19 protein-coding genes and 3 tRNA genes are annotated in these 26,944 nt (G+C 53.7%); 8 read left to right on the top strand and 14 right to left on the bottom strand.

The features are described from left to right. Window positions 1-48: 48 nt before the first annotated feature. On the bottom strand, window positions 49-1,146 hold the full coding sequence (gene mltA, locus JM656_RS04285; RefSeq protein WP_203360149.1) for a murein transglycosylase A: 1,098 nt from the start codon (window positions 1,144-1,146) through the stop codon (window positions 49-51). Between the two features lie 206 nt (window positions 1,147-1,352). Between mltA and JM656_RS04280 the strand changes: the two genes are divergently transcribed. The 3 genes from JM656_RS04280 (at window position 1,353) to JM656_RS04270 (ending at window position 1,678) form a co-directional block, all read left to right on the top strand. Then, window positions 1,353-1,429 (top strand) — tRNA-Met (locus JM656_RS04280). Window positions 1,430-1,478: 49 nt separating this feature from the next. Beyond that, window positions 1,479-1,555 (top strand) — tRNA-Met (locus JM656_RS04275). Window positions 1,556-1,601: 46 nt separating this feature from the next. Further along, window positions 1,602-1,678 (top strand) — tRNA-Met (locus tag JM656_RS04270). Window positions 1,679-1,765: 87 nt separating this feature from the next. Here the strand turns inward: JM656_RS04270 and amiC are convergent. After that, window positions 1,766-3,019: an N-acetylmuramoyl-L-alanine amidase AmiC gene (gene amiC / locus JM656_RS04265; protein ID WP_203360148.1), complete on the bottom strand. Its 1,254-nt coding sequence runs from the start codon at window positions 3,017-3,019 to the stop codon at window positions 1,766-1,768. Between the two features lie 233 nt (window positions 3,020-3,252). Between amiC and argA the strand changes: the two genes are divergently transcribed. After that, complete coding sequence (gene argA, locus JM656_RS04260) at window positions 3,253-4,584, top strand: amino-acid N-acetyltransferase (RefSeq protein ID WP_203360147.1); 1,332 nt, start codon at window positions 3,253-3,255, stop codon at window positions 4,582-4,584. A 159-nt stretch (window positions 4,585-4,743) separates the two neighbouring features. Here argA and recD read toward each other — a convergent pair whose 3' ends face one another. The 12 genes from recD to rppH all read right to left on the bottom strand — a co-directional run bounded on the left by recD (window position 4,744) and on the right by rppH (window position 23,244). Further along, the gene (gene recD, locus JM656_RS04255) at window positions 4,744-6,588 is read right to left on the bottom strand and encodes an exodeoxyribonuclease V subunit alpha (RefSeq protein WP_203360146.1); all 1,845 of its coding nucleotides are present in this window, start codon (window positions 6,586-6,588) and stop codon (window positions 4,744-4,746) included. Then, entirely contained in the window at window positions 6,588-10,127 is a 3,540-nt protein-coding gene (gene recB, locus JM656_RS04250) for an exodeoxyribonuclease V subunit beta (protein WP_203360145.1), read from the bottom strand. The genes recD and recB overlap by 1 nt, the downstream gene beginning before the upstream one ends. Beyond that, a complete protein-coding gene (gene ptrA / locus JM656_RS04245) occupies window positions 10,120-13,008 on the bottom strand; it encodes a pitrilysin (protein WP_203360144.1) in 2,889 nt (962 codons plus the stop codon). Before ptrA ends, recB begins: the two co-directional genes overlap by 8 nt. A 178-nt stretch (window positions 13,009-13,186) precedes the next feature. After that, entirely contained in the window at window positions 13,187-16,555 is a 3,369-nt protein-coding gene (recC, locus tag JM656_RS04240) for an exodeoxyribonuclease V subunit gamma (RefSeq protein ID WP_203360143.1), read from the bottom strand. A 12-nt stretch (window positions 16,556-16,567) separates the two neighbouring features. Continuing rightward, entirely contained in the window at window positions 16,568-16,891 is a 324-nt protein-coding gene (locus JM656_RS04235; protein ID WP_203360142.1) for a prepilin-type N-terminal cleavage/methylation domain-containing protein, read from the bottom strand. Further along, window positions 16,876-17,283: a DUF2509 family protein gene (locus JM656_RS04230; protein ID WP_203360141.1), complete on the bottom strand. Its 408-nt coding sequence runs from the start codon at window positions 17,281-17,283 to the stop codon at window positions 16,876-16,878. Before JM656_RS04230 ends, JM656_RS04235 begins: the two co-directional genes overlap by 16 nt. After that, window positions 17,280-17,843 carry a prepilin peptidase-dependent protein gene (locus JM656_RS04225; protein ID WP_203360140.1) on the bottom strand — a complete coding sequence of 188 codons (564 nt, stop codon included), beginning with the start codon at window positions 17,841-17,843 and terminating at the stop codon, window positions 17,280-17,282. The genes JM656_RS04230 and JM656_RS04225 overlap by 4 nt, the downstream gene beginning before the upstream one ends. Further along, window positions 17,834-18,307 (bottom strand): prepilin peptidase-dependent protein, encoded by a 474-nt coding sequence (locus JM656_RS04220; RefSeq protein WP_203360139.1) that lies wholly within the window; start codon window positions 18,305-18,307, stop codon window positions 17,834-17,836. Before JM656_RS04220 ends, JM656_RS04225 begins: the two co-directional genes overlap by 10 nt. 183 nt (window positions 18,308-18,490) lie before the next feature. Next, entirely contained in the window at window positions 18,491-19,285 is a 795-nt protein-coding gene (thyA, locus tag JM656_RS04215; protein ID WP_203360138.1) for a thymidylate synthase, read from the bottom strand. 6 nt (window positions 19,286-19,291) lie between these two features. Next, window positions 19,292-20,167, bottom strand: coding sequence for a prolipoprotein diacylglyceryl transferase (gene lgt / locus JM656_RS04210; RefSeq protein WP_192613330.1), 876 nt, complete (start codon window positions 20,165-20,167; stop codon window positions 19,292-19,294). A gap of 287 nt (window positions 20,168-20,454) precedes the next feature. Next, on the bottom strand, window positions 20,455-22,701 hold the full coding sequence (ptsP, locus tag JM656_RS04205) for a phosphoenolpyruvate--protein phosphotransferase (RefSeq protein WP_203360137.1): 2,247 nt from the start codon (window positions 22,699-22,701) through the stop codon (window positions 20,455-20,457). 12 nt (window positions 22,702-22,713) lie between these two features. Further along, window positions 22,714-23,244, bottom strand: a complete 531-nt coding sequence (gene rppH, locus JM656_RS04200; protein ID WP_162381426.1) for an RNA pyrophosphohydrolase — start codon at window positions 23,242-23,244, stop codon at window positions 22,714-22,716. A gap of 684 nt (window positions 23,245-23,928) precedes the next feature. Between rppH and mutH the strand changes: the two genes are divergently transcribed. The 4 genes from mutH to JM656_RS04180 all read left to right on the top strand — a co-directional run bounded on the left by mutH (window position 23,929) and on the right by JM656_RS04180 (window position 26,936). Then, the gene (gene mutH / locus JM656_RS04195) at window positions 23,929-24,624 is read left to right on the top strand and encodes a DNA mismatch repair endonuclease MutH (RefSeq protein WP_203360136.1); all 696 of its coding nucleotides are present in this window, start codon (window positions 23,929-23,931) and stop codon (window positions 24,622-24,624) included. A gap of 75 nt (window positions 24,625-24,699) precedes the next feature. Continuing rightward, window positions 24,700-25,413 (top strand): TerC family protein, encoded by a 714-nt coding sequence (locus JM656_RS04190; RefSeq protein WP_203360135.1) that lies wholly within the window; start codon window positions 24,700-24,702, stop codon window positions 25,411-25,413. Between the two features lie 144 nt (window positions 25,414-25,557). Then, a complete protein-coding gene (ygdR, locus tag JM656_RS04185) occupies window positions 25,558-25,776 on the top strand; it encodes a lipoprotein YgdR (RefSeq protein WP_042288923.1) in 219 nt (72 codons plus the stop codon). Between the two features lie 119 nt (window positions 25,777-25,895). Then, on the top strand, window positions 25,896-26,936 hold the full coding sequence (locus JM656_RS04180) for an NADP(H)-dependent aldo-keto reductase (protein ID WP_203360134.1): 1,041 nt from the start codon (window positions 25,896-25,898) through the stop codon (window positions 26,934-26,936). The last annotated feature ends 8 nt before the right edge of the window (window positions 26,937-26,944 follow it).

The raw sequence follows: 26,944 nt of genomic DNA, 5'->3' as shown, positions 1-26,944 counted from the left end.
TATCCTCACCCTGTCTTATCCGTAGAAATGGTGGTCAGAATACCATAATCAGCCGCTAAAAACGTTACCTGCGCCCGGCGCGCTCTTCAGCACCCAGACACGACCATAGTGATTATACCAGCCTGCACGGTGCCCGGCGTCCGCGCCAATGCCCTGGTAAATGTCGAAGTGCTGACCTTTAATTGCGCCGCCAACGTCCAGCGCCACCATCAGGCGCAGTTCATACTGGCCGGTAAACTTACCGTCATTATCCAGCAGCGGCACTTCCGCCAGCAGCGTTGTGCCCGGTGGAATAATGCTACGGTCAGAAGCAACAGAGGCGCGACCAATCAACGGTACCGCGCTGGCCCCTTTCACCGGTGCATAAGATTGCGGTTTAAAGAAGACAAATGAAGGGTTCTGCTCCAGCAGCTCGCGCACTTCTGCTTCGCTGTGCGTTTCCCCCCAATGGCGAATCGCCTGCATCGACATATCTTCTTTCTTTACTTCACCCCGGTCGATCAGCACTTTACCGATACTGCGGTAAGCATGACCGTTTTTCCCGGAATAGCTGAAGAAGTTGAGCGGGCTGCCGTCGCCAAAATCAATATAGCCGCTGCCCTGTACATCCATGATGAAGTTATCCATCAACGAATTACTGTAAGCCAGAATGTAGCTGTCGTTCAGTGCGCCGGAGTAGATCTCCGCTCGGGACGGCAGGCGTCCGCGTTTAGGCGGCATCCGGTAAATCGGGTACTGGAACTCTCCCTGACGCGTATGGCGCGCCTGGATGACAGGCGTGTAATAGCCGGTGAACTGTACGTTGCCGTAGTTATCCGCGCCTTCCATCTGCCAGGCATCAATGCCGAACTGACGCATACTACGCGTATCGCCGCCAGCACGCAGCCAGTCCTGAACAGCGCTATAAACGTTGCTCTGATTACCATATAAACGCGGTGATGAACTGCGAATCTGATTCACCTGCTCGGCAAAATCGCCCGCGTTAATCGGCGCGCCTACCGCATCAGGTTGGTTCACCAGTGAGAAAGGCTGGGTAAACTTCCCGTCTTTATACTGCTGTCCGCGATCGGTGGGTTTAGAGGAACACGCAGCAAGCATCGCCACAACGGCTCCGGTGAGAAGGTATTTTGCCCAACGTCCTTTCATTGTTCTCGTCTTTAAGTTGCCAATAATGCGAGATGAAGATAACAAACCCCCGGACCTAATGAAATGCGCAGACAGCCCTTGCCGCAAATTTTGTGCAAAAAACGAGCCGTAAGGATTATTTTTAACCACTCCCGTACCAAATTTATGATCTGGTTAAAAAAAGGGTTGCATGAAAACGTTAGCAGAGTATAGTGCGCATCCACGGACGCGGGGTGGAGCAGCCTGGTAGCTCGTCGGGCTCATAACCCGAAGGTCGTCAGTTCAAATCTGGCCCCCGCAACCAATACAATGTGAAGAAAGAAAAGTTACTCGATAGCAGAGTAACAGACGGACGCGGGGTGGAGCAGCCTGGTAGCTCGTCGGGCTCATAACCCGAAGGTCGTCGGTTCAAATCCGGCCCCCGCAACCAACACATTGTGAAGAAGAAGTTACTCGATGGAAGAGTAAAAGACGGACGCGGGGTGGAGCAGCCTGGTAGCTCGTCGGGCTCATAACCCGAAGGTCGTCGGTTCAAATCCGGCCCCCGCAACCAACAACATTAAGCACCCTTCCGGGTGTTTTTTTGTTTCTGGCGTCGGTAAAAATAGCTGTAAAAAAAGCGCTTTTCAGCGCTTTTTTATTATCCTCTTCTCGCCAGCGTCGCCCCATCGGCGAAGTAGGCTTTGATCCCCGCCAGTATCGACTCTGCCACTTCCTGCTGGAACGTCGCGGTTTTGAGCTTCCGCTCTTCTTCAACGTTACTGATAAAGGCAGTTTCAACCAGAATCGAAGGGATATCTGGCGCTTTCAACACGGCAAACCCGGCCTGCTCTACCTGATTCTTGTGCAGGTTGTTGACCTGGCCAAGTTTCTTCAGCACCGCTTTCCCGAACTTCAGGCTGTCGGCAATGGTCAGCGATTGCACCATGTCGAACATCGTGTGATCGACGTAGCGGTCGCCGCTTTTACTGACCCCCCCGATCAAATCCGAGGCGTTCTGGGTTTGCGCCAGGTATTTTGCAGCCGTACTGGTTGCGCCTTTGGTGGAAAGGGCAAACACCGACGACCCGCTGGGCTGTCGACTGGTAAATGCATCCGCGTGAATTGAGACAAAAAGGTCGGCACGCTGTTTTTGGGCTTTCGCGACGCGCACTTTCAGCGGAATGAAGATATCTTCGTTTCGCGTCATATAGACCTTCATGTTGCCCTCTTTCTCAATCAAGGACCGCAGGCGACGAGCGATCTGCAACACCACATCTTTTTCACGCGTCTTGTATTTGCCCACAGCGCCGGAGTCTTCGCCGCCGTGCCCCGGATCGAGCATGATCACAATCGGACGATCGCGCCCTGCTTTACCCGGCTGTGGGCCGCTCTGCGCGGGCGGGACCTGTTTCTCCAGATCGCCTTTGTTGTAATCCTCAAGCAACGCCAGCAGCGGATCCTGCATGTCCTGCGCATTGGCAGGATAGAGATCCATCACCAGACGTTCTTTAAAACCCGCCACCGGCGCGAGGGCAAACAGCTGCGGCTTCACGTTCTGCTTCAGTTCAAACACCATGCGTACGGTCTGCGGATCAAACTGCCCCACTCTTGCCGATTTGATGTAGGGATCATCCGGGCGGATCTGGGTTCCGATGCCTTTGAGCACGGAGTTCAAATTCACACCTTCAATATCCACCACGACGCGCTCAGGATTACTCAGGGCAAATTGTTTGTATTTCAACTCGCGGTTCGATTCCACCGTCACACGGGTGTAACTGGATGCTGGCCAAATACGAACCGCTACGACCTGACTGACCGCAGCCAGACCGACCTGGCTTACGCTCAATAGCCACATGGCGCCCGCCCCTTGCAGTAAACGACGGCGGCTGATTGCTGGATTGGATCCCGACATGCTTCTCCCGAGCAAAACAAATCTAACGGTGCTGATTTACAAAACGTCTGAATTGACCGGAAACTTTAGCGAATGACGCATAATCTGTCATCTATAAAACGGTAAACTTTCTTTTTGTATTCACGGTATTACTGATAAATACCTTCGACTGCAGGCAAATTTGCACTTGCGCCCGGAGAAAAAACAGAATAAAAATACACTTAATACGAATAATCATGCAAAGAGGGTGTGCCGTGGTGAAGGAACGTAGAACCGAACTGGTACAGGGATTCCGCCATTCTGTTCCCTATATCAATACCCATCGGGGGAAAACGTTTGTCATTATGCTGGGCGGCGAAGCCATCGAGCATGAGAATTTCTCCAGTATCGTCAATGACATCGGGCTTCTGCACAGCCTCGGCATTCGCCTGGTGGTCGTGTATGGCGCACGTCCGCAAATCGATGCAAACCTGGCCGCACACCATCATGAGCCGGTGTACCACAAAAATACGCGTGTGACGGACGCCAAAACCCTGGAGCTGGTCAAGCAGGCGGCTGGCACATTACAGCTGGATATCACCGCCCGTCTGTCGATGAGCCTCAATAACACGCCTCTACAGGGGGCGCACATCAACGTGGTCAGCGGCAACTTTATCATCGCACAGCCATTGGGCGTTGATGATGGCGTCGATTACTGCCACAGCGGACGTATCCGTCGTATTGATGAAGAGGCGATTCACCGCCAGCTCGACAACGGTGCGATTGTCCTGATGGGACCGGTCGCCGTCTCTGTCACCGGTGAAAGTTTTAACCTGACCTCAGAAGAGATAGCCACCCAGCTCGCCATCAAACTGAAGGCGGAGAAAATGATTGGCTTTTGCTCCTCACAAGGGGTTACCAACGACGATGGCGACATTGTTTCTGAACTGTTCCCGAATGAAGCACAGGCCCGCGTAGAAGCACAGGAAGAGAAAGAGGATTACAACTCCGGCACCGTGCGTTTCCTGCGCGGTGCGGTGAAAGCCTGTCGCAGCGGCGTACGTCGCTGCCATTTGATCAGCTATCAGGAAGATGGCGCGCTGTTACAGGAATTGTTCTCGCGTGACGGTATCGGCACGCAGATCGTGATGGAAAGCGCCGAACAAATCCGCCGCGCCACCATTAATGATATTGGCGGAATTCTCGAGCTTATCAGCCCGCTGGAACAGCAAGGGATTCTGGTGCGCCGTTCCCGCGAACAGCTGGAGATGGAGATCGACAAATTCACCATTATTCAGCGTGATAACCTGACCATCGCCTGCGCGGCGCTGTATCCTTTCCCGGAAGAGAAGATCGGCGAAATGGCCTGTGTGGCAGTGCATCCGGATTATCGCAGTTCATCGCGGGGAGAAGTCCTGCTGGAGCGGATTGCCGCGCAGGCCAGACAAATCGGGCTTAGCAAGCTGTTTGTGCTGACCACGCGGAGCATTCACTGGTTTCAGGAGCGTGGCTTTACGCCGGTGGATATCGACCTGCTCCCCGAGAGCAAAAAAGAGATGTACAACTATCAGCGCCGCTCAAAAGTGTTGATGGCGGATTTGGGGTAGCGGATTAATACGTTGTCGGTCTGATAAAACGATTTCGCGTCGCCATCAGGCACATTGCCGGATGGCGCTAACGCTTATCCGGCCTACAGTATCGGTCTGATAAAACAGTTTCACGTTGCCATCTGGCACATCGCCAGATGGTGCTAACGCTTATCCGGCCTACAAATCCTGCTGCGCATTACCCTCGTTAAACAAGGACGACAGCCCGCTACGGCGCTCGGTACGGGTCGCTATCGCGCCACTCAACACCCGTTCATCGGTATACAGCGACAGGCGACGCCGCGCGCGGGTAACCGCGGTATACACCAGCTCGCGCGTCACAACCGGTGTACGCTGCGTGGGTAGAATAAGCGCCGCGTGATCAAACTCCGAGCCCTGAGATTTATGCACCGTCATCGCCCAGGTCGTTTCATGCTCCGGTAGACGGCTCGGCTGCACAGACTTAATGGCACCGTCCGGCATCGCAAACCAGACTCGCAGCCCCTGACCGCGTTCGAGCGCAATGCCGATATCGCCGTTAAATAATCCCAACGCGCTGTCGTTTCGCGCAATCATTACCGGCCGCCCTTCATACCAGCGGGAGTGCGCATTCGTGGTAATTTTGCGTTTTTCCCGCATCACGTGTTCGATACGTTCATTCAGTCCTTTAACGCCAAATGGCCCTTCGCGCAGCGCGCACAGCAGTTGGTAATCATTGAACGCCTGAATGATGGCATCGGGTTCCGCCCCCGCCCGAACCAGATCAAGATACCGCCCATACCCAGCCATTGCCTCATCCAGCATCGCTGCGTAATCTTCACGGCTCATCAGCGTCCGTTTTTCAATGTCGCTAAATTCCTTCTGGAAGACCGCCTTAACTGCAGATTTATCGCCGCGATTAATGGCAGCAGCCAGTTGGCCAATGCCGGAATCACTGCCAAAACGGTAGCTTTTTTGCAGCAAACAAAGGCTGTCACGCAGGGAAGCGGCGGCTTCTGTTTCTGCTCCAGCCGAAACCTGGCATCCGGTAAGCCGACTGAGCTGTTGCGCACGTGCAGGCGTAAAGCCGTCCTTCACACAGGCACAGATATCCCCCAACACAGCGCCCGCCTCAACGGATGCAAGCTGGTCACGATCGCCCAGAAAAATAACCCGCCCGTGCGTCGGCAACGCATCGATCAGGCGCGACATCATCGGCAGGTCGATCATTGACGCTTCATCAACCACCAGCACATCCAGATGCAGCGGGTTGCCCGCATGGTGACGCAGACGCTGACTGCCAGGCTGCGCGCCTAACAGTCGATGCAGGGTACTGGCGTCATCCGGGATCCGTTTTTTTTGCTCATCGGTAAGCGGTAATTGACGTAATGCTTTCCCCAGCGATTCCGTCAGTCGCGCCGCCGCTTTGCCCGTGGGCGCCGCCAGGCGGATACGACAGCGTTCGCCGTCGGCCATCTGAATCAACGCCGCCAGCAGCTTTGCTACGGTCGTCGTTTTGCCCGTCCCCGGGCCGCCAGAAATCACCGAGATACGGCGGGTCAACGCCACGGCAGCCGCCACTTTTTGCCAGTTGATTTCATCGGTGGGAGGGAAAAGCGCATCAAGCGTCTGGGTTAGCTGCTGCTCATCCAGCTCAATCGCCTGATTCACCTCGCTAAAAAAGCGCGCTACCGTACGTTCATTACGCCACATTCGGTTCAGATAGAGGCGATCGTCGTGCAAAATGAGCGGCGTTGGCTGTTCGCCACGGCTAACCGCGGCAGACGTTAACAGACGTTGCGTCCAGTCGATGCGATCTGGCGCTTCTTTGAGCCATGTCAGCAACAGCGGATGAGTGTCTTCCGTGATGGCCAGCCGCGAAAGCGGCAGACAGACGTGACCTTCCCCCGCATCACGACTGAGCAACGCCGCCGCCAGCGTCACTGCCGGATCGTCATTGCCAGCAACCGCCAGCGCAAACTGCGCATCCAGCGGTCTTAACTGTTTTTGTTCTACTGCATCCAGTAAGCGTTTCTGGATTGTCATTACGCCTCCTCCCGTACCGCGCCTGCAAACATCTCGTCCATCTGCGCGATTAATTCGCTATCCGGACGGGTCGCGTAAATGCCTTGCTGTGGTTGTTCGCTATCCACGCCGCGCAGGAAGAGATAGATAACGCCGCCGAAATGGCGCTCGTAGTCGTAGTCCGCGATGCGATGGCGCAAATACCGATGCAGGGCCAGCGTATACAACTGATATTGCAGGTCGTAACGGTGCGCCTGCATCGCCGAAGCCATCGCCTGTTGGGTGTAGGCGGCACTGTCCTCACCCAGCCAGTTAGATTTGTAATCGAGCAGGTAGTAACGCCCTTCATGGCGAAACACCAGGTCAATAAATCCTTTCAACATGCCGCGCACCTGCATGAAGTCCAGCGGCGGGCACCCGGCAGAGAGCGGATCGTACTGGCGAATCAGCGCATCCAGTTGGCTGGCATTCAGCGGCTGGGTTATCGGCAGATAAAACTCCATCTCTACCTGTTTGTCGCGATCGGAGAGATGACGCAGACTCACGCCCGTATCGTTAAGCGGCGCCTGTAAGACGGCCTCCAGCCATGCTGTCAGAACCGGCTCCCAGTGTGCGTCGAACCCTCCCAGCGTCAGTTTCTCTTGTACCCAGGCGGCATCGACAGGCTGAGTAAAATCGAGATCTTCAAACAAGCTGTGCAGGAAGGTGCCCGGCGATGCGCCGCGTGGAAACTGATGTGGGGTTAACCCCGGCTCAACCGTCACCTCAGCGACACCGGCGGCATCAACATCAAGGCGAGGAATTAAGTCCTGAGCAACACTGTGGCCTCGCTGCTGTAGGCCGGAATAACTGGTTACCCGCCAGCTATCGCTCAGGGCGCGTTGTAACACTTTCGCGCTCAGTTCGGCGCGGGCGGCTTGCGCCACCTGCCAGCGTTCGGTGTCCGGTGCGCCCGTCATTTGCAGGGCGATATCTTCACCACACAACGATTCAATGCACGCGCGAAGCCCGGCGGCATCTTTCGGTTCGCCTTTTTGCAGCAGACGGCCCAGTGCGCTTTGGTGCACATCCGTCTCCCCTTTTTTGTCACTACGGCGACGCACCAGCGGCGCAACGCCGAGGCTGCAATGCCATACGGAACGGGTCAGCGCAACATAGAGCAAGCGGAGATCTTCCGCCAGCCGTTCGGCTTCCGCCAGTTCAATGCTCTCGTCCGCTTCACTGAGATCCAGTACCGCTTCAAAGGAGCGGCGATCGTGATAAAACGCCTGATCCTGAATACGGAAATGGCTAATAAAGGGCAGCCAGACCAGCGGATACTCCAGCCCTTTCGATTTATGAATGGTGACGATTTGCACCAAATGCTTATCGCTTTCCAGACGCATTTGCTGACTGGAGGCATTGCTATCGGGTTCCAGAATATGCTGCGAAAGCCAGCGAACCAGCGCATGCTCGCTCTCCAGTTGCGATCCCGTTTCCTGCAACAGTTCGCTGATGTGCAGAATATCGGTGAGACGGCGCTCGCCTCCCGCTGTCGCCAGCAGGTTTTCAGCAATATTTCTCTGCGACATCAGCGCACGCAGCATGGGCATCACACCGCGTTTACGCCAGATCTGACGGTAGCCATCAAACTCCTCCACAACCGCGTCCCAGGCGTTCTCGTTATTATTGAGTGCATCGATGTCCTGCGCATTTAACCCCATCATCGAGGCGGCAAGCGCGCTGCGCAGCGTGTTTTCGCGCTCAGGCGTCATCACCGCCTGTAAAACCCACAACAGCTCTTGCGCTTCAAGGGTGTCAAAAACGCTGTCGCGGTTAGAGAGATAAACAGACGGGATATCCAGTTGCGTCAGCGCATCACGAATCTGGGCGGCTTCCTGACGACTGCGCACCAGTACGCTGATATCCGAAGCGCGAACGGGTCGCGAGGTTTTGCCGCTGTTCAGCAGCGCCTGACCCGATTGCCCCGCCTTCAGCCAGTCACGGATTTGTGCGGCGCAAATGTGCGCCATGGTGCTTTGGTAGTCACCAATGCCACAACTCTCACCGTCCATTAACCACATGCGCATGGCGGGTTGCGTTTCACCGTTCAACACAAATTGCAGCGCCTGATTTTTATCGGCGGACTTCACCGGCGTAAACGGGATCTCACGAAACATGAAGGCATCGTCCATCCGGGCAAACAGCGTATTGACGCTGTTGACCATGCCAGGCGCAGAACGCCAGTTCGTGTCGAGCGTATAGTGTGCCGTCACCTCGCTGCGCGCCTTCATGTAGGTGAAGATATCCGCGCCACGGAATGCGTAAATCGCCTGTTTTGGATCGCCAATCAGCAACAGTGCCGTCTCCGGCTGATGCTGCCAGATGCGGCGAAAAATACGGTACTGTTGCGGATCGGTATCCTGAAATTCATCGATCATCGCTACCGGAAAACGACCGCGAATGGCCGACGCCAACGCCTCGCCGCTTTCACTTCGCAGCGCCGCATCAAGGCGGCTGAGCATGTCATCGAAGCCTAACTCTCCCCGACGCTGCTTTTCCCGGGCGACCGTTTCCCGAATCTCCGCCAGCGCCCGGGTGATAACCAAATCCCGAATCGTCAGCGGCTCTGCAAGGAGTTCGTCAATTGCCACAAACAGTGCGTGCTCAGGCGTCACGCCGCCCGCTTTGGTTCGCTCTTCTAAAAAGCGCTGCGAGAATTTCTCCAACGCTTCAGGCAACTGATAAGTCTGCGTTTCTGCCTGCGCCCATGCAGTTACCTTCTCGATCCATTTTGCCTGATTGCCACGGTTGAATTTTCTGCGATCGATACCTGACGATTCGATCAGCGCGTCAAGTTCCTCAACCGCTTCGCACCATTGCTGTTTGATCCGGGTGATTCGCGCCAGAATCTGCGCATGCCGCGATGCCAGCGTCTCTTCGTCTGACGGAGGGGCTTTAATCACCGGGGCTTCACCCTGCAGATAGCGGTCAATATCTTTCAGCAGCGCCTGCGGGCCTTTCCATGTTTCAAAGACAACCTGGGCAATTTCACGCGGGAGTGGGTAACAGTGACGACGCCAAAAATCCGCACAGGCCTGATAACGCAGGAGGGATTCGTCTTCGATGAGCTGTTGCTCGAATAACATCCCCGACTCAAACGCGTTAAGACTCAGCATACGCTGGCAAAAACCGTGAATGGTGAAGACCGCAGCTTCATCCATCTGCCGTTCGGCCAACAATAACCACTGTGCGGCCTGCTTTTTATCGTTAATTTCGTCTAACAGGCGGGCATAGAGCGGGTTATCGGTCGATTCCCGCAGACAGGCAATGCGCAATTCGTGGATATTACTGCGGATTCGACCGCGTAGCTCTTCGGTGGCGGCCTCGGTAAAGGTCACCACCAATAACTCTTCTACGGTTAACGGACGGGGAAAGGCGGCAGAACCGCCCAGTCCAAGTAGCAGACGCAGATAGAGCGCTGCGATAGTAAAGGTTTTGCCAGTGCCTGCGGACGCTTCAATCAGGCGCTCGCCCGTGAGGGGCAAGCGTAGAGGATCAAGAGACTCAGCATCATTCATTCTTTTCACTCATCAGGGGCAAGGTTTGCTGCAACGCGCTGACGGTCTGCCACACTTTCCCGCCTTCCAGGGTCGCATATTCTGCTTTCCCGTTCTGGCTTCCGGAAATCTGTGACAGTATCGCCATGCCTTGCGGCTCTACCACCGCCTGATGGAAGAAGTCGGCAAGTTTTTGCGGCGTCAGCAGTTTAATCTGAGCCACGATTTTATCACGCGAATCGAAGTGCATATTACCCCGATCGAAATCTTTGCTTAACTGCGAAGCCTCTGCGCCCAGCGTTTGCGGCGCTTCTAACATTTGCGTAATGACCGCCTGCTGAATTTGTGCAAATTCGGCTGGTTTCATTGCCCGCAGCTTCGCTTCCGCCTTCGGGAAAAAGGCTTTATAGCGTTCCCAGAGATACGCCGGCTGTTTGTCGCTGCTTTGCAGCAGGAAACCCATCCCCCACTGGCGACCTACGTTCATCGGAAAAGCAAACACCGCATAGCCCAACTGCTCTTCGGTACGCAGTTGGTTATAGAACCATGGCTGAACGATTTGCCCCAACATGGCGCTGTACGCGGTACTGGTGTGTTCATCGTATCCCGCAGGTACAAACACCGCCGCCAGCGCAGAGTCCGTACTGCTGCCCGCTTTTTCAAAAATGACCGACTGTTTTTTATCGACCAGCACATCTTTGTTGCGACACCATTCTGAACCCTTCGCACCCAGCTGTTTCTGGATATCCTGCGCCATGGTTTTTGCCTGCGCTTCACTCATGTTGCCGATGACCAGAAACTCCGGACGGGCACCCACTTTTAACGCATCGCGGTACGCCATAACCTCTTCCAGGGTGATTGATGGCAACAACTTACGGCGTTCATCACGTGAGAAGTAAGGCACCTGAGAAATCATCTGCACGGGCATAATGGCCTGATCGTAGGCTTTACCTTTCTCGGCTGAGTCCATCATCTGCGCATACCAGGACTTCGCCTGTTCCAGCTGCTCTTGCGTTGCAGAGTAGCTGAAGTAGCCTTCCAGCAACGCCTGGAAAAGCTGCGGCAAACGCTGAGTGTAGCCATTGGCGTTCAGCATCAAGCCATTATTGGCGTTAGTCGAAAACCCTATCCCGCCCACGGCAGCCTGATTACTTAACTGATCAAGCGCAATGCCTGCCAGATAATCATTCAGCGCAAACATCACCTGATTTCTGGCGCTGTTCATGGCTTTTGGATTACGCAGCACCACGCTCACATCGGCTTTTGGCTCACTGGCAAAGTAACGGCTCGGCGCATACACCACGCGTAAATCCGGTTTATCGATGATCAATTCCGGATGCGGATATTCCTTCTCGCTCTTAATCAACGAGAAGTCATCAGGAATGTAGGGGTTGAGCTCCGGCAGGGAGAGCGAAATCGCCTGCGCTTTTTGCTGCCACTGGGCAAAGGTTTTGTCGTCGATTTTGTTGACCTGATAAGGAGCATCAACAAAGTAGGCGGTTTTGTTATGTGGCTCATTCGGGCTGATGTACCAGACGCGGGCATTCTGCGGCGTCATCATCGCCAGACGGGCTTTTACCGCATCAGCGTCATACTGATCGGCGATGTTAACCGCATCCAGGGTATGGTCGACGGGCACGCGAATCATGGTGTCAGCCAGCCATTCCACGTAATCCATATCACGCGTGATGGACGGATAACGGAAGTCGAGATCCAGGACGTGCGCCAGCTCATCAAAGTAGCGTTTATCCACGCCTTTTTCGCGTAACAGATTGAGATAGCTAAAGATGGCCGCGACAACTTCATCACGATTCGCCAGACCTTTGTCGGTAAGCGTGGCTGAAATGGCCAGCACACCGCTGTTACCGTTGACGACAGGATCGGAATCCGCACGAATACCTTCCACCAGTCCTTGCTTTTGCAACCAGTCAGAGAGGGTGCCTGGGCTACGATTGCCAATCAGATAGGTCACCAGTTCGTCGGTTTTGCTACGGAACTGAGCGCTGTTGTTGTCGATACGAAACTCGACGCGCAGCACTTTACGCGGCAGCGCAGGCACATAATGGATGATGACCCCTTTTTGCGCGTCAGTGACCACCGGAACCGTGATTTCCGGTTTTACGGTATTTTTATTCGGTACCCGACCGTAGGTATCGGCAGCAATACGCGCCAGCTCTGGCAACGGTTTATTGCTATAAATCACCGCCTTCATCAGGTTGGCTGAATAGTATTTCTCATGAAATTCCTGCAAAGCCTGCAGCACCGGCTGACCGGGTTTGTCGCTTAACGTTTGCAGATTCCCGCCAGAAAAACGTGAGCCAGGGTGCGCCGGGTTTATGGTTTCCGCACTCACTTGCGCCATACGCATACCATCTCGCGTGCGCGCCAGTGTCAGTTCAGCGTTAACGGCATTGCGTTCGCGTTCGGCATATTTTTTATCAAGCAAGGGCGCTGCGATGGCATCGGCCAGACGATCCACCGCCCCCACCAGCGCATCGTTCTCAACTTCCAGATAGAAAGCTGTGCGATAAGGTGCGGTGCTGGCATTGTGGCTGCCGCCGTGCATCTTGAGGTATTCAGAGAGACTGTCAGCCTGCGGATATTTTTTCGAGCCCATCAGACTCATGTGCTCAAGGTAATGCGCCAGCCCCTGGTGCGCTTGTGGGTCTTCCAGCGATCCCACTGGGACCACTAATGCAGAAAGCGACTTTACGGCTTGCGGATCGGATACCAGCAAGACCACCATGCCATTATCCAGGCGCACGGCCTGATACTGGCGGGTGTCTTTATCGCTTTTACGGATGGTTTCTGCCAAAGGCTGCCAACCTGTATCTGCCTGACTTAAAGGTGCCCAAAGGGCGACAAACAAAAATAACGCTCTGAACCAGGTGCTGCGGGGCATTCACGAACCTCATCATTAACTTTCATTCCTGCTCGTACCCAACACCGCGAGGATGTCTGATTGAACAGGGCAAAGACTTTGTGCTGAACCCGTCAGCCTCTCTTTATGTAAAAATCAGTCCGTGACAGAGAGCGCATGATAGTAGAAGACGCTCAATTGCGCAATTTTTATACAATCATCAAGACTGATTAAAACGAAATAGCGGTAATAAATAGTGCTGCGACGTATGGATAATGGTTTCCATGGTGTCTGACTCCAGATGACGCCACAGGCGCTGATACCAGATGTCATCCCCTTCGCCACGCACCATCACGTTGCCTTCGTACGCCTGCAGGAACTTAGCCCGGGCTTTTTGCAGCGTGTCATCGTCATCTACCATGGCATCATTTGCCGCGTCGTAACAAGTTTTTATCCATGCGCCACCGCTTTCAGGTAGCACAAAGAGCGGGGAAGACATGCCTTCCCGATAACCGTCAATTAACTGCGCCAGGTAACCCTGCGCCTGCCCGGCATCCATCGGCGGAAAACGCCATTCCCCTTCTTTACGCAGGAATAAACGGCTCTCCCCGGTTCCCCCGCACGCACAATAGACAAGATGTTCCAGCCAAAGTTGCATCCCCTGAGCAACGCTGATTAATGATGGACGCCAGCGCAACAACCCATCCTCTTGTACTTGCGGTAGCCAACCGGTCAGGTGCACGCCGTTACAGATGAGATCGATTTCCATGCTCTGACATGGCTGGCGACAGGCGATGACTCTCTGCGCAAGCCCTTGCATTTCCTGATGTTGCGTATCCCATAGGATCTCACCAAAAGCGCCATAGGGCAGATCTCCTGCAGCACGGAATCGGCGAAACAGGCGTTCGGCATCCTCCTCCTGCACAAGAGCGTTAAGCAACTGCTGATTGAGCTGGTAACGGCTTAAGCCCTCAAGGGTGAACGGCTCGGTTTCAGGAATATCGCTCTCTTCGGAGCGAAAATTCACCTGCAGGCGCATCTGGAAAAACGCGCGCACCGGATGCGCCCAGAACCGCTGCAGCGCTTCCAGTGTGAGTGTTTCAGGCATGACAAAGGGGATAGGTTGTACAAAATTGGCATGCGCCTCCCCGGACTGATTTGCCGCTGGCAACCACTCACGGGCATAACTTTGCCACTCACCAGGCAGATAGTTTTGCGCATCAAAAGGCATACGGGTATGCAAATGGACGATGTGCGCTTTTACACGCGCCTCGCTCTCATCAGAGGTGAGTAACGCATCACCCGGCAAATAGTGACTTTGGCCGATGTAATCCATCAGTTCCTGAACCAGCACTGACGGGAATCGTTCGCTGTTATCCTGAATGGAACGCCCAATGTAGCTGATGTAGAGCGTCTGCTGCGCGGAGATCAGCGCTTCAAGAAACAGGTAGCGATCGTCATCACGGCGACTGCGGTCCCCGCGCTTCGGTTTCTGGCTCATCAGATCAAAACCAAGAGGCGCCAGCTGCCGGGGGTATACCCCGTCGTTCATGCCGAGCAGGCACACCACTTTGAAAGGAATAGAACGCATAGGCATGAGCGTACAGATATTCACCGGCCCGGCGAGAAAACGCTGGCTGATGCGTTCTTGATCTAATCGTTGCGCCAGCTCATCGCGTAGCAGCGTCAGCGGTACCGCTTCGGCATACTCAGCGCCGACGCCCTCGGAAATCATCGCCTGCCACTGTTGCTCTATGAGCGTCATTGCGGCTTCTGTTTCAGTGTCTGGCAGGAAAAAATCATTCAGCATGTTACGGCAAATCGGCAGCCAGGCGTCCAGAGGGCGTTCCTGCGCCAGCTCCCGACGCCAGATATTCAACTGCATCAGCAACGAGGCCAGATGCCCGACCAGCTCGGCAATCAAACCGCTGGATTCATCATACGGAAGAACTGACTGCCACTCTCCCTGCGCACTTTCCATGGCGTATCCCAGCAACATGCGCGTCAAACCAAATTGCCAGGTGTGCTGGCCGGTGGCGGGTAGCGCTAACTCACGGACGTTGTCATCATCAATACCCCAACGAATTCCCGACTCATTGACCCACAGGCGAAGATAACGCAACCCTTCTTCATTGATGTTAAAACGGGCAGCCAGAACAGGAACATCCAGCAATGCCAGTACATCTTCAGAGACAAAGCGACTGTCCGGTAACGAAAGTAGACTGATAAATGCCTGCAAAACCGGGTGCGATTGACGGGCGCGACGATCCGAAATGGCATAAGGCAGATAGCGTTCAGCAGGTGCGCTGCCAAACACCGACTGAATAAACGGACTGTAGCTGTCGATATCCGCCACCATGACAATAATGTCTCGCGGCGTCAGCGTGGGGTCTGCTTCCAGCATGGTAAGCAGTCGGTCATGCAATATTTCAACTTCTCGTTGCGGACTGTGGCAGACGTGAAAGCTCACACTGTTGTCGTTCGGGTCGAGCAGTCGTTTGTTGTCGCTACGGGAATACTCGTCAAGATTCACCCCAGCCACCGCGTTGCTTTCCAGCTCAAGGATATCTGACTGAATGTTATGCAGCAGATTGTCCGGCGTGATATCAACGAACGCATCCAGCTCCTGCGCGCTGTCCAGCTCGGAAAGCAGATAAATATAATCCCGCCCCAGTTTTCCCCACGACGCTAACAGGGGGTTTCCCACATCCTGTTCGCCGTCACTGTTAAATAATCCCTCTGCGTTTTGGCCGTCGCGAAATAGTGGCAAATGGCGGTCTTCAAAACTGTGGCGACGCTGGCGAGCCATCAGCTTTGCCAGATACGCAGGGTCTTTGATATCGCCCCAGTAGTAGCGACAAGGGTTGGTAAACAACAGGTGGATTTCGATATGTTTACCCAGCGCCTGTAACGCCTGGAGATAAACGGGCGGCAACGCGGAAATACCACAAATAAAGACGCGAGAGGGTAATCCCGCCGGGCAGGTTGTTGCGTTTTCCAGCGTCTGAATAAAACGCTGATAGAGATTGGCGCGATGCCAACGGGGTTGCCCCAGTTCTTCTGTGTACTCGACCAGCGCCTTCCACAGAGGCGCTTGCCAGATTTGGGCCTCTCCCAGTCCCTCAACCAGACGCCCCGCCTCCCAGTGCGTGAGCCAGTCCGGACGGTAGACCAGATACTGGTCAAACAGGTCTGCAGCGCGAGAAGAAAGCTGAAACAGCTTGCGTTTGTCTGTGTCGTCTATCAGGTAGTGGCGCAATAAAGTAAAGTCATCCTGATGCAGCAGTTGCGGCAGCAAGGTCATCAACTTCCAGCTCATGCTTTGCTTGCTAAAGGCGCTTTCTTTGGGGATCTCCGGCAGTACGCGCACGAACATATCCCAGATAAAACTCGCAGGCAGTGGAAAATCAATATTGGCGGCAATGCCAAATTTCTGTGAAAGGGTCATCTGTAGCCACTGCGCCATACCGGTGCTCTGCACCAGTATCATCTCCGGCTCAAACGGATCGTCCAGACGCTCGCGCTCGACGATAAATTCCATCAACGCTTCCAGCACATCCAGTCGATTGGAGTGGTAGACCCTTAACATAGAAACTCCTGGCTACTGACTTGTTGGGCAATGTAAGCGCGTCATTTGGCCTTGTCTGCCCAGGGGAGAAATAAGTTTACTCCTGATGCTGACACATCCCGCCGAGGTTGTCTGCATTCGGCTAACCTGCCAGTGCTCAGGCGGTGAAAATGAACGCAGCGCCGTTTGCTGCCAGGCGTTTCGCCAAAGCTGCTGATACTGATTTTTGACGGCAAAGCCGTTCATTAACTCGCGCTGATAACCTGACAGCGCGGTAACGACCATCACCATTAAAAGCAGCGCCAGCATCACCTCCGGCAAGCTAAAACCACGTTGCGGATTCAGGGCATCTGACATAGCAATACCTTGTTTAGTGGACAAAAATCGCTCCAGCCCTGCGGGGAAAAGACCAGGCGCCCCTCCACTATGTTTCCAAGACGCCAAAGGGAAACGCCCTCGTATTGTGCAATCAGCAAGAGTTCATCATCAGAAAGCACACGCAGACAAACGCGCGCTTGCGTCGGCGAGTACGCCCGGCACTGCACTGCGGGTTGCAGCAGCCAGGGCTGTACTCGCCCCCACTCCACTGCTGACTGCACAACGGCCTGGCGTTGTAATGACTGACTTTCCATCGCAACACGGTTCGTGAAACTCACCTGCTGTTGATTCATCCCCTGGAGCATCAAACTCCCCAGAATCAGCAGCAACAGCACCATTGCCAGCGACGATACGCCCTGTTCACGATTCACTGATTGAACCCCATGACGCTGTAATCAGCCTCAATGACTATCCGGGGTTCCGATTTAGTCGCTCCCTGAAGATGGACGGTGAGGATCGGCGAAAAACCCGCTATTTTCTGACGTTCAACCTGAAATGTCGTTATCAGGAGAGTTTCTGGGTCGGTCATTTTATCCCACCCTTTACCTTCGCATGACGTCGCCCCGCGCAATGTTTCCAACGCCTTGTCTTTTAGGCGGAACCCTGTTTGTTCCGCGTCTTTAACCGGTAACGCGTCCCAGGCGCCGTTATTGTTTGCATCCCACTGCGCAATGACGCAGTCCCCTTGCGCGGTAATCACCAACCCAACACCTGCGCATTTTCCATGGCAGTATCCCGCTCGCTGTAGATGCTTTGCCACGGTATAGACGCGTTGCCAAGCTTCATCCTCCAGCGAAAGCTTGCGCGTGTTGTACAAAATCTCACGCTGCAACGCAGGTAAAAACCTGGCAGCACCCATCAGTAAAATGCTGCTTATCGCCATGGCTATCATCACTTCCAGGAGGGAAAAACCCCGCTCGTTTATCGGCATACATCCCCTTCATCGCGCTCGCAAAGTCGGATCCGCCCCATCCCGGAGACGATCACTCGCCACTCGCCTGCGGCATTTTTCAGATAGATATGCCCGGCCCACGCGGTATTTCGTAAGCCGAAAAATGCCAGTGACGGCGTTATGTCCACCACCTCGACATCGGCCCATAACGGCGTAAAGACGAATGCGTTCTTTGATGCGCAGGTGCTGCTTTGTGGGGCAACCGAACTGATGAAACACCATGACGCACCCTCCCTGTTGATGCTGATGACATGATCCCGGTTATGCCAATTGGCGTCCTCACGCAGTTGCAGTAAGTAATCACGCACCTGAAAGGCGGTTTGCCACAGGCGTTGCTGTTGCTGCCAACGTTGCCAGCCATACAGCCCCGTAGCGCTGAGGACGGCAATCAGGATCATCGTCACCATCATTTCAATAAGCGTGTAACCCAACTGTTTTTTCATGGCGGCAGTATGGAACGATGAGAAATAAACACGAGGGGAGAATTCAGACTGTGCGAGACGCTACGGGGAGTGTTTATGCTGTTGCAGTGCGTTGCAATATTTCGGGAATCTGCGTCGAACCAAAGAAATTAACGCAAAAAAAACCGACGCACGTTGGCGTCGGTTATGACAGAGTTACCGCCGTCAGATGGCAACCGGCGCTTTAATGCCCGGATGCGGATCGTAGCCTTCAATCTCGAAGTCGTCGAAACGATAATCGAAGAGAGAGTCCGGCTTACGCTTAATCACCAGCTTCGGCAACGCACGCGGCTCACGGCTCAGTTGCAGATGCGTCTGTTCCATATGATTGCTGTACAAATGGGTATCCCCACCCGTCCAGACAAAGTCACCGACCTCAAGGTCGCACTGCTGCGCCATCATATGCACCAACAACGCATAGCTGGCGATGTTGAACGGAAGTCCGAGGAAAACATCGCAGGAGCGTTGATAAAGCTGACAAGAGAGCTTGCCATCCGCAACGTAAAACTGGAAGAAGGCATGGCACGGCGCCAGCGCCATTTTATCCAGTTCGCCCACGTTCCACGCAGAAACAATAATACGGCGGGAGTCCGGGTCGTTTTTCAACTGGTTAATCACGGTAGTGACTTGGTCGATATGGCGACCATCTGGCGTTGGCCACGCGCGCCATTGCTTGCCGTAAACCGGACCTAAATTACCGTTTTCATCAGCCCACTCGTCCCAGATGGAGACGTTGTTTTCATGCAGGTATGCAACGTTGGTGTCGCCCTGTAAGAACCACAGCAGTTCATGGATGATGGAGCGCAAATGGCAGCGTTTTGTCGTAACCAGCGGAAATCCTTCCTGCAGATTGAAACGCATCTGATGACCAAAAATGGACAGCGTTCCAGTACCTGTACGGTCGTTTTTCTGTGTGCCTTCATCCAGCACTTTTTGCATCAGTTCTAAATACTGTTTCATGGTTCCTCAGGAAACGTGTTGCTGTGGGCTGCGACGGTACGCCCAAACCATCATGATGATACCCGCGACAATCATTGGGATAGAGAGGATCTGTCCCATGCTGATGTACTGTACCCAGGCGCCGGTAAACTGTTGATCCGGCTGGCGGAAAAATTCAACGATGATACGAAACGCACCATAGCCAATCAGGAATAAGCCAGAAACTGAACCCATCGGGCGCGGTTTACGAATGAACAGGTTAAGGATGATAAACAGCACAATCCCTTCCAGCGCCATCTCATAAAGCTGGGAAGCATGACGCGGCAGCGCGCCGTAGGTATCGAAAATGGACTGCCACTGCGGGTTGGTTTGCAGCAGCAAAATATCTTCTGTACGGGATCCCGGGAATAACATGGCATACGGGAAGTTAGGGTCGACACGGCCCCACAGCTCACCGTTGATAAAGTTACCCAGACGCCCCGCGCCCAGACCAAACGGAATCAGCGGTGCAATAAAATCAGAAACCTGGAAGAAGCTGCGCTTCGTGCGTCTGGCGAAGATAATCATCACCAAAATCACGCCGATAAGGCCGCCGTGGAAGGACATACCGCCATCCCAGACGCGGAACAGATAGAGCGGATTCTCCAGAAACAGCGAGAAGTTATAGAACAGCACATAACCAATACGCCCGCCGAGGAAAACCCCAAGGAAGCCTGCATAGAGTAAGTTTTCAACTTCGTTTTTGGTCCAGCCACTACCAGGGCGATTAGCGCGGCGAGTCGCCAGCCACATCGCGAAGATAAACCCCACCAAATACATCATGCCGTACCAGTGAAGGGCGACGGGTCCAATTGAGAAAATGACCGGATCGAACTCCGGAAAATGCAGATAGCTACTGGTCATCTATCACCACAATTTCTTGTTATGTCGCTGAAATCAGACAGCGATTGATAAGCGCGCCTGAAGGTTACAGGCGCTCCAAAGGTGCGAATAATAGCACAAGGGGTGCATCGGAGATGCCGGGAAGATGTAAAAGATCTGTATAGGCTATCAATGACATACTCAGGAATGCCTGATGGCGTTGCGTTTATCAGGCCTACAGACTTAGCACAATCCCGCAAGAATGCCGCCGTTTGTAGGCCAGATAAAGCGATTTTTCCGCCATCCCGTCACCAGAAACAGAGCACCTGTCACAGTCCCCCGCGAATTAAGCCTCCCATCCCGCGACGCTCCATAAATGCTGCCACCTGATGACGCACTTCAGTCGCCAGTTGCGCCTCCAGGCTACGTTGCGCAAGGGTTTGCGCTTCGTCAAAATCGATATGCCGCAACAGATATTTCACACGAGCGACCGAACGACCGTTCATCGACAGATGCCGGAAGCCCAAACCGATCAGGATGACGACACACATGGGATCGCCCGCCATTTCGCCGCACAGACGCAGATCAATACCGTTTTTTTCCGCTTCCTGGGCGATCATCGCCAATGCGCGTAACATCCCAGGATGCAAACTGTCATAAATATTGGCTACCCGGGTGTTGTTACGATCGACCGCCAGAATATACTGGGTTAAATCGTTGGTCCCCACCGAGATAAAGTCGACCCGATTCGCCAGGTGCGGCAGCATGAACACCATTGAGGGTACTTCCAGCATGATGCCAATGCGCGGTTTCGGGATCGCGTAACCGATCATCTCTTCCACTTCGCGTCCGGCACGTTCAATCAGGCGGCGCGCTTCATCCACTTCATCAATGCTGGTTACCATCGGCAGCAAAATGCTCAAATTTCCGGTCGCCGCATTGGCACGCAACATGGCGCGAACCTGGATCAAAAAGATCTCTGGCTGATCGAGCGTTATGCGGATCCCACGCCAGCCCAGGCACGGATTTTCTTCGCTGATCGGCATGTAGGGCAATTGCTTATCCGCTCCGACATCCAGCGTACGCAGCGTCACCGGTTTGTCGTTGAACATCTGCAGCATGCCCTGATACTGTGCAACCTGCTCTTCTTCCGAGGGAAATCCGCTTTGTAACATGAAGGGGATTTCGGTGCGATAAAGCCCAATACCGTCGATCCGGGCACCCAGTTTTTCTTCATGTTCCGGACTCAGACCGGCGTTGAGCATGATCTTCACCCGCTCGCCGCTTTTCAGTTGCGCGGGCTGATTGACGTCATCTTCCGCCAGACGGCTCAGCTCAATCTCTTCACTGATAAGGCGCTGATATTCCTGAATCAATATCGGTTCAGGATCCACCAACAATTCACCGCGATAACCATCAACCACCAGCGTACGCCGGTGCAAAACTGACGGTTGAATATCCGCGCCCATGACGGTCGGAATGCCGAGCGCACGCACCATTATCGCCGCATGCGAGTTGGCCGCGCCGTCACGCACCACGACGCCAACCAGCCTGTCCTGGGGCAGTTCCGCCAGCGTTGTCGCGGAAAGCTCGTCGGCTACCAGTACAAAGCGTTCGGGCCAGGCGTTGGGTCCCTGAATGGAATCATCGAGATGGAACAGCAGTCGCTGACCCAGCGCACGTAAATCGCCAGCGCGTTCCTGGAGGTACACATCGGTTAATGCGGCAAACTGTTCGGCAAACTTCTCGATGATCTTTTTGACGGCCCATTCGGCGACCGATCCATTGTCGACCTCGGCGAACAATTCCCGACGCAGTCGGGCATCCGAAAGCAGATGCGAGTAAAGATCAAAAATTGCCGCCGTCTCTTTCTGCGCACCGGCAGCGAAACGCTTGCTGTAACGGCGGAATTCATTTGCCGCTTCTTCGAGCGCCCCGGTCAGTCGTTCTCGCTCAAGCGCCGCATCCAGCGTCGAGGCTTCATAGACCTGCTCCATCAGCGGCAACGTGGCATCCTGCCAGCCTTCAGCAATCGCCACCCCAGGTGCTGCGGGCAGCGCGCGAATTCGTGTCTGTCGGTATTGACCAAACAGCGCGGTGAGCTGGGACTGGGAAAGAATGGCTGCCATTTGCGTGGCGAGCGTCACCAGGAAAGACTCTTCACTTTCATCGTACTGGCGCAGCTCACGCTGCTGTACGACCAGCACGCCTAAAAGCTGCCGACGCTGAATAATCGGCACACCTAAAAACGCGCGGAAGCGCTCTTCTTTCACGGAAGGAATATATTTAAAGCTGGGGTGTTTTTGCGCATCAGCAAGGTTGATCGGTTCCGCCAGCCTGCCTACCAGGCCGACGATACCTTCATCAAACGCGAGCGCGACTGTGCGACCACGTGGTTTTTTTAGCCCCCGGGTCGCCATCAGGTAATAACAACGTCGGTCATGGTCGGCGAGATATACCGAACAGACCTCTGTGTCCATCGCAAGACAGATGTCAGTGACCAGAATATTCAGCGCCTCATTGAGACGCGGGGCACTGGCCACCTTTTCGACTATTTCTCGCAGGCGGGTGAGCATAATTTGCGTGGCTTAACCTCTTTTACGTCGATAAGCAGGTGCACTTTGCGGCTTAGGGGTACTTTCCTGAAGCGCCATCACAACACTTGCGAACTCTTTCATCACCCTGCGGTAGACATCGCGTTTAAATGATACCACCTGTCGGACCGGGTACCAGTAACTCACCCAGCGCCAACCATCGAACTCAGGAGTGCTGCTGGTTTGCATATTGATTTCCGCGTCACCGCTCATCAGTTGCAGTAGAAACCATTTCTGTTTCTGGCCGATACACACCGGCTTCGTATCCCAACGCACCAAACGTTTCGGTAACTTGTAACGCAACCAGTTGCGAGTAGATGCAAGGATCCGCACATCTTTGCGGCTTAACCCTACTTCTTCAAACAGTTCCCGGTACATCGCCTGTTCTGCTGATTCTCCTGGATTGATTCCACCTTGCGGGAATTGCCAGGAGTGCTGACCAAACCGCCGGGCCCACATAACCTGCCCCTGACGATTACAAATTACGATCCCTACATTTGGGCGGTAGCCATCGTCATCAATCACCGGACTACCTCAACATAAACCTTATATATAAACGATTGTTTCACACTACAGGGAGACGGTAAACCACTCTCTTAGCCGTACACATTTCTAATAACAATTGAATAACTCACAGTTAAGGACCGAGTTATAAACAGAGGAAGGGGCTTGCAGGCGATTTTATTCACTTTTTCTGTGGATATAGTTGTGAAGAAGTATGGAATTACTACGGGAAAACCTGGAACAATCTGAACGAGCCCCTGGAACCCGTTAAAAAATAGCCGCGTATATTCATTGAGTTAACTATCATATTCGCAACTCAGACCATAGAATCGTGATGGGCATCACATTCAGGATCATCGGACTGATGAAAGATCGACCAGCGTCGGTTTTATCCACAGATTGTGCCAATAAGTTAGGCACAATTTGTGTGAAAATTCGATTTTCGTCTCACGTCAAGGCTGTAAATTGAAACAGTAGTGAGGGTTTTGCACAGTTATCCCATCTTTCTGTGGATAACATGGTGTAAGATCCTGTTTACTTTCAGTGACCAGAATTGGAAAACTCATTTCGCCGTTGCGCAACTCGTCAATCAGAAAACTAAAAATCAATATAAATCATGAGATTGAACATAGCGTGTGGAAAAAGATAAACTCTGGTCACACGGTATAAAATCATTGCTCATTTTTTCACCTAAGGGATAACCCGATGTCCGGACTCCATCCATTACTTTCACCACCTGAATCCGAGGCTTTGTTGCTGGCTCAGGCACAGCGGCTTTCAGGCTACACATTGGGTGAACTGGCAGCGCTGGCAGGGATCGTGACGCCAAAGGATCTGAAACGGGACAAAGGCTGGATCGGCGTACTGCTGGAGATTTGGCTTGGCGCCAGCGCAGGCAGTAAGCCAGAGCAAGATTTCGCGGAATTAGGCGTGGAGCTGAAAACCATCCCGGTGGACAGTCTGGGGCGACCTCTTGAGACTACCTTCGTTTGTGTTGCGCCACTAACCGGAAACAGCGGGGTGACATGGGAGACAAGCCACGTCCGCCACAAGTTAAAGCGGGTGCTGTGGATACCCGTTGAGGGCGAGCGCTCCATTCCGCTGGCAGAGCGTCGCGTCGGTTCGCCACTTCTCTGGAGTCCAAATGAAGAAGAAGAGCAGCAGTTACGTCTCGACTGGGAAGAGTTAATGGACATGATCGTACTGGGCCAGGTTGAGCGGATCACCGCCCGCCATGGCGAATTTTTACAACTGCGGCCAAAGGCCGCCAACGCGAAAGCGCTAACAGAGGCCATTGGCGCGCAGGGCCAGCTAATCCTGACGTTACCGCGTGGTTTTTACCTGAAAAAAAGCTTCACTCGCCCACTTCTGGAACGCCATTTTTTAATACAGAACGATTAGGCACGCCATGACCTTTCCCCTGCCGCGATAGACGCATATAATCACCGCTTCATTTTTTTTGCAGGGCTTTGTTCGATGTTATTTGCATGGATATACGATCCTAACGCCTGGCTTGCGCTCGGAACACTGACGATTCTGGAGATCGTTCTCGGGATCGACAACATCATTTTCCTTTCTCTGGTTGTCGCAAAACTCCCAACAGCACAACGCAATTACGCCCGTCGTCTTGGGCTGGCGGGCGCTATGTTGATGCGTTTAGGTTTACTGGCGTCAATTTCCTGGGTCATTAGTCTAACCAATCCGCTGTTTGAGGTGATGGGTCAATCCATTTCCGCGCGCGATCTCATTCTGTTTCTGGGGGGGTTGTTCCTTATCTGGAAAGCCAGCAAAGAGATCCATGAATCGATTGAGGGTGAAGAAGAAGGACTTAAAACCCGCGTGAGTTCCTTCCTGGGCGCCATTGTGCAGATCATGATGCTGGACATTATCTTCAGCCTGGATTCGGTGATCACCGCGGTAGGCCTTTCCGATCATCTGTTCATTATGATGACGGCGGTCGTCATTTCTGTTGGCGTGATGATGTTTGCCGCGCGCTCAATCGGTGATTTTGTCGACCGTCACCCTTCGGTGAAAATGCTGGCGCTCGCCTTCCTGATTCTGGTGGGCTTCACCCTGATTCTGGAAAGCTTCGAGATACATGTGCCGAAAGGGTACATTTATTTCGCCATGTTCTTCTCTATTGCCGTAGAGACCCTGAACCTGCTGCGCAATAAAAAGAATCCGCTCTGATTGACCCCTTCGCTCCTCTTTCGGGGAGCGAAGACTCACTTCCCTCTCCGATCCTCACAGTTTCAGATTTTCCTGCTTTCGCCAGGCATAACTTCGCGTTATTACTAGACTATTATCAGACCCAAGCCACGCGAGGATAAATGGATGAAAAAATGGGCAGTAGTAATTTCCGCTGTAGGACTGGCTTTTGCTGTATCTGGATGCAGCAGTGATTATGTCATGGCAACGAAAGATGGCCGCATGATCCTGACCGACGGCAAACCAGAAATCGATGACGATACCGGTCTGGTGAGCTATCACGATCAGCAGGGCAACGCCATGCAGATTAACCGTGATGATGTCTCCCAAATTATCGAGCGCTAACATACCTCCCCGAGATTGAGGTCAGCCTCCTGCTGGCCTTTAGAATTTTCGCTTCCCCTTTTCCTTTCCCTCTGCCATTTTTATAGTCCTTATGTCGTAATAATAAAAAGGAAACGGCTATGCAATATCACCGTATACCCCACAGCTCGCTTGAAATAAGTACACTGGGGCTGGGCACAATGACGTTTGGTGAACAAAATAGCGAAGCCGACGCACATGCACAGCTCGATTATGCCGTGGCTAACGGCATCAATTTGATTGACGTTGCCGAAATGTATCCGGTGCCGCCTCGTCCGGAAACTCAGGGATTAACAGAAACCTACGTGGGTAACTGGCTCGCCAAACACGGCAGCCGCGAGAAACTGATCGTCGCCACCAAAGTCAGCGGTCCAGCGCGTAACAATGACAACAGTATTCGCCCCAATCAGGCACTGGATCGTAAAAATATCCGCGAGGCGTTGCACGACAGCCTCAAGCGTCTACAGACCGATTATATCGATTTATACCAGGTTCACTGGCCGCAGCGTCCGACCAACTGCTTCGGAAAACTGGGTTATAGCTGGACGGATTCCGCGCCGGTTATTTCACTGCTGGACACCCTGGAAGCGCTGACCGAATTCCAGCGGGCGGGCAAAATTCGCTATATCGGCGTTTCCAACGAAACGGCCTTCGGCGTGATGCGTTATCTGCATCTGGCGGATAAACACGATCTGCCGCGCATCGTCACCATCCAGAATCCTTACAGCCTGATCAACCGCAGCTTTGAAGTCGGCCTGGCGGAAGTCAGTCAGTACGAAGGGGTGGAACTGTTGGCGTATTCCTGTCTGGGGTTTGGCACGCTGAGCGGAAAATACCTGAATGGCGCAAAACCGGCTGGCGCACGTAATACGCTGTTTAGCCGCTTTACGCGCTACAGCGGCGAGCAGACGCAAAAAGCCGTCGCGGCGTATGTCGATATCGCAAAACGGCATAATCTCGATCCGGCGCAGATGGCGCTGGCCTTTGTCCATCGTCAGCCATTTGTCGCCAGCACTCTGCTCGGCGCAACCACGCTGGAGCAGTTAAAAACTAACGTGGAAAGTCTGCATCTGGAATTAACCGAAGAGGTGCTGGCAGAGATTGAAGCGGTGCATCAGGTTTATACCGACCCGGCACCGTAATGGAAAGA

Source organism: Citrobacter sp. R56, assembly GCF_016811995.1.
Classification (GTDB): Bacteria; Pseudomonadota; Gammaproteobacteria; order Enterobacterales; family Enterobacteriaceae; genus Citrobacter_D; species Citrobacter_D enshiensis.
This window is presented reverse-complemented; position numbering and strand designations above follow the sequence as displayed.

What these genes read in the sequence shown, in the direction of transcription:
- lgt (WP_192613330.1), bottom strand. Translation starts at nt 20,167, where the DNA reads ATGACCAGTAGCTATCTGCATTTTCCGGAGTTCGATCCGGTCATTTTC.
- JM656_RS04220 (WP_203360139.1), bottom strand. Translation starts at nt 18,307, where the DNA reads ATGAAAAAACAGTTGGGTTACACGCTTATTGAAATGATGGTGACGATG.
- JM656_RS04180 (WP_203360134.1), top strand. Translation starts at nt 25,896, where the DNA reads ATGCAATATCACCGTATACCCCACAGCTCGCTTGAAATAAGTACACTG.
- JM656_RS04225 (WP_203360140.1), bottom strand. Translation starts at nt 17,843, where the DNA reads ATGCCGATAAACGAGCGGGGTTTTTCCCTCCTGGAAGTGATGATAGCC.
- recB (WP_203360145.1), bottom strand. Translation starts at nt 10,127, where the DNA reads ATGAATGATGCTGAGTCTCTTGATCCTCTACGCTTGCCCCTCACGGGC.
- thyA (WP_203360138.1), bottom strand. Translation starts at nt 19,285, where the DNA reads ATGAAACAGTATTTAGAACTGATGCAAAAAGTGCTGGATGAAGGCACA.
- amiC (WP_203360148.1), bottom strand. Translation starts at nt 3,019, where the DNA reads ATGTCGGGATCCAATCCAGCAATCAGCCGCCGTCGTTTACTGCAAGGG.
- ptrA (WP_203360144.1), bottom strand. Translation starts at nt 13,008, where the DNA reads ATGCCCCGCAGCACCTGGTTCAGAGCGTTATTTTTGTTTGTCGCCCTT.
- recD (WP_203360146.1), bottom strand. Translation starts at nt 6,588, where the DNA reads ATGACAATCCAGAAACGCTTACTGGATGCAGTAGAACAAAAACAGTTA.
- JM656_RS04190 (WP_203360135.1), top strand. Translation starts at nt 24,700, where the DNA reads ATGTTATTTGCATGGATATACGATCCTAACGCCTGGCTTGCGCTCGGA.
- JM656_RS04235 (WP_203360142.1), bottom strand. Translation starts at nt 16,891, where the DNA reads ATGTCAGATGCCCTGAATCCGCAACGTGGTTTTAGCTTGCCGGAGGTG.
- mutH (WP_203360136.1), top strand. Translation starts at nt 23,929, where the DNA reads ATGTCCGGACTCCATCCATTACTTTCACCACCTGAATCCGAGGCTTTG.
- ygdR (WP_042288923.1), top strand. Translation starts at nt 25,558, where the DNA reads ATGAAAAAATGGGCAGTAGTAATTTCCGCTGTAGGACTGGCTTTTGCT.
- recC (WP_203360143.1), bottom strand. Translation starts at nt 16,555, where the DNA reads ATGTTAAGGGTCTACCACTCCAATCGACTGGATGTGCTGGAAGCGTTG.
- mltA (WP_203360149.1), bottom strand. Translation starts at nt 1,146, where the DNA reads ATGAAAGGACGTTGGGCAAAATACCTTCTCACCGGAGCCGTTGTGGCG.
- ptsP (WP_203360137.1), bottom strand. Translation starts at nt 22,701, where the DNA reads ATGCTCACCCGCCTGCGAGAAATAGTCGAAAAGGTGGCCAGTGCCCCG.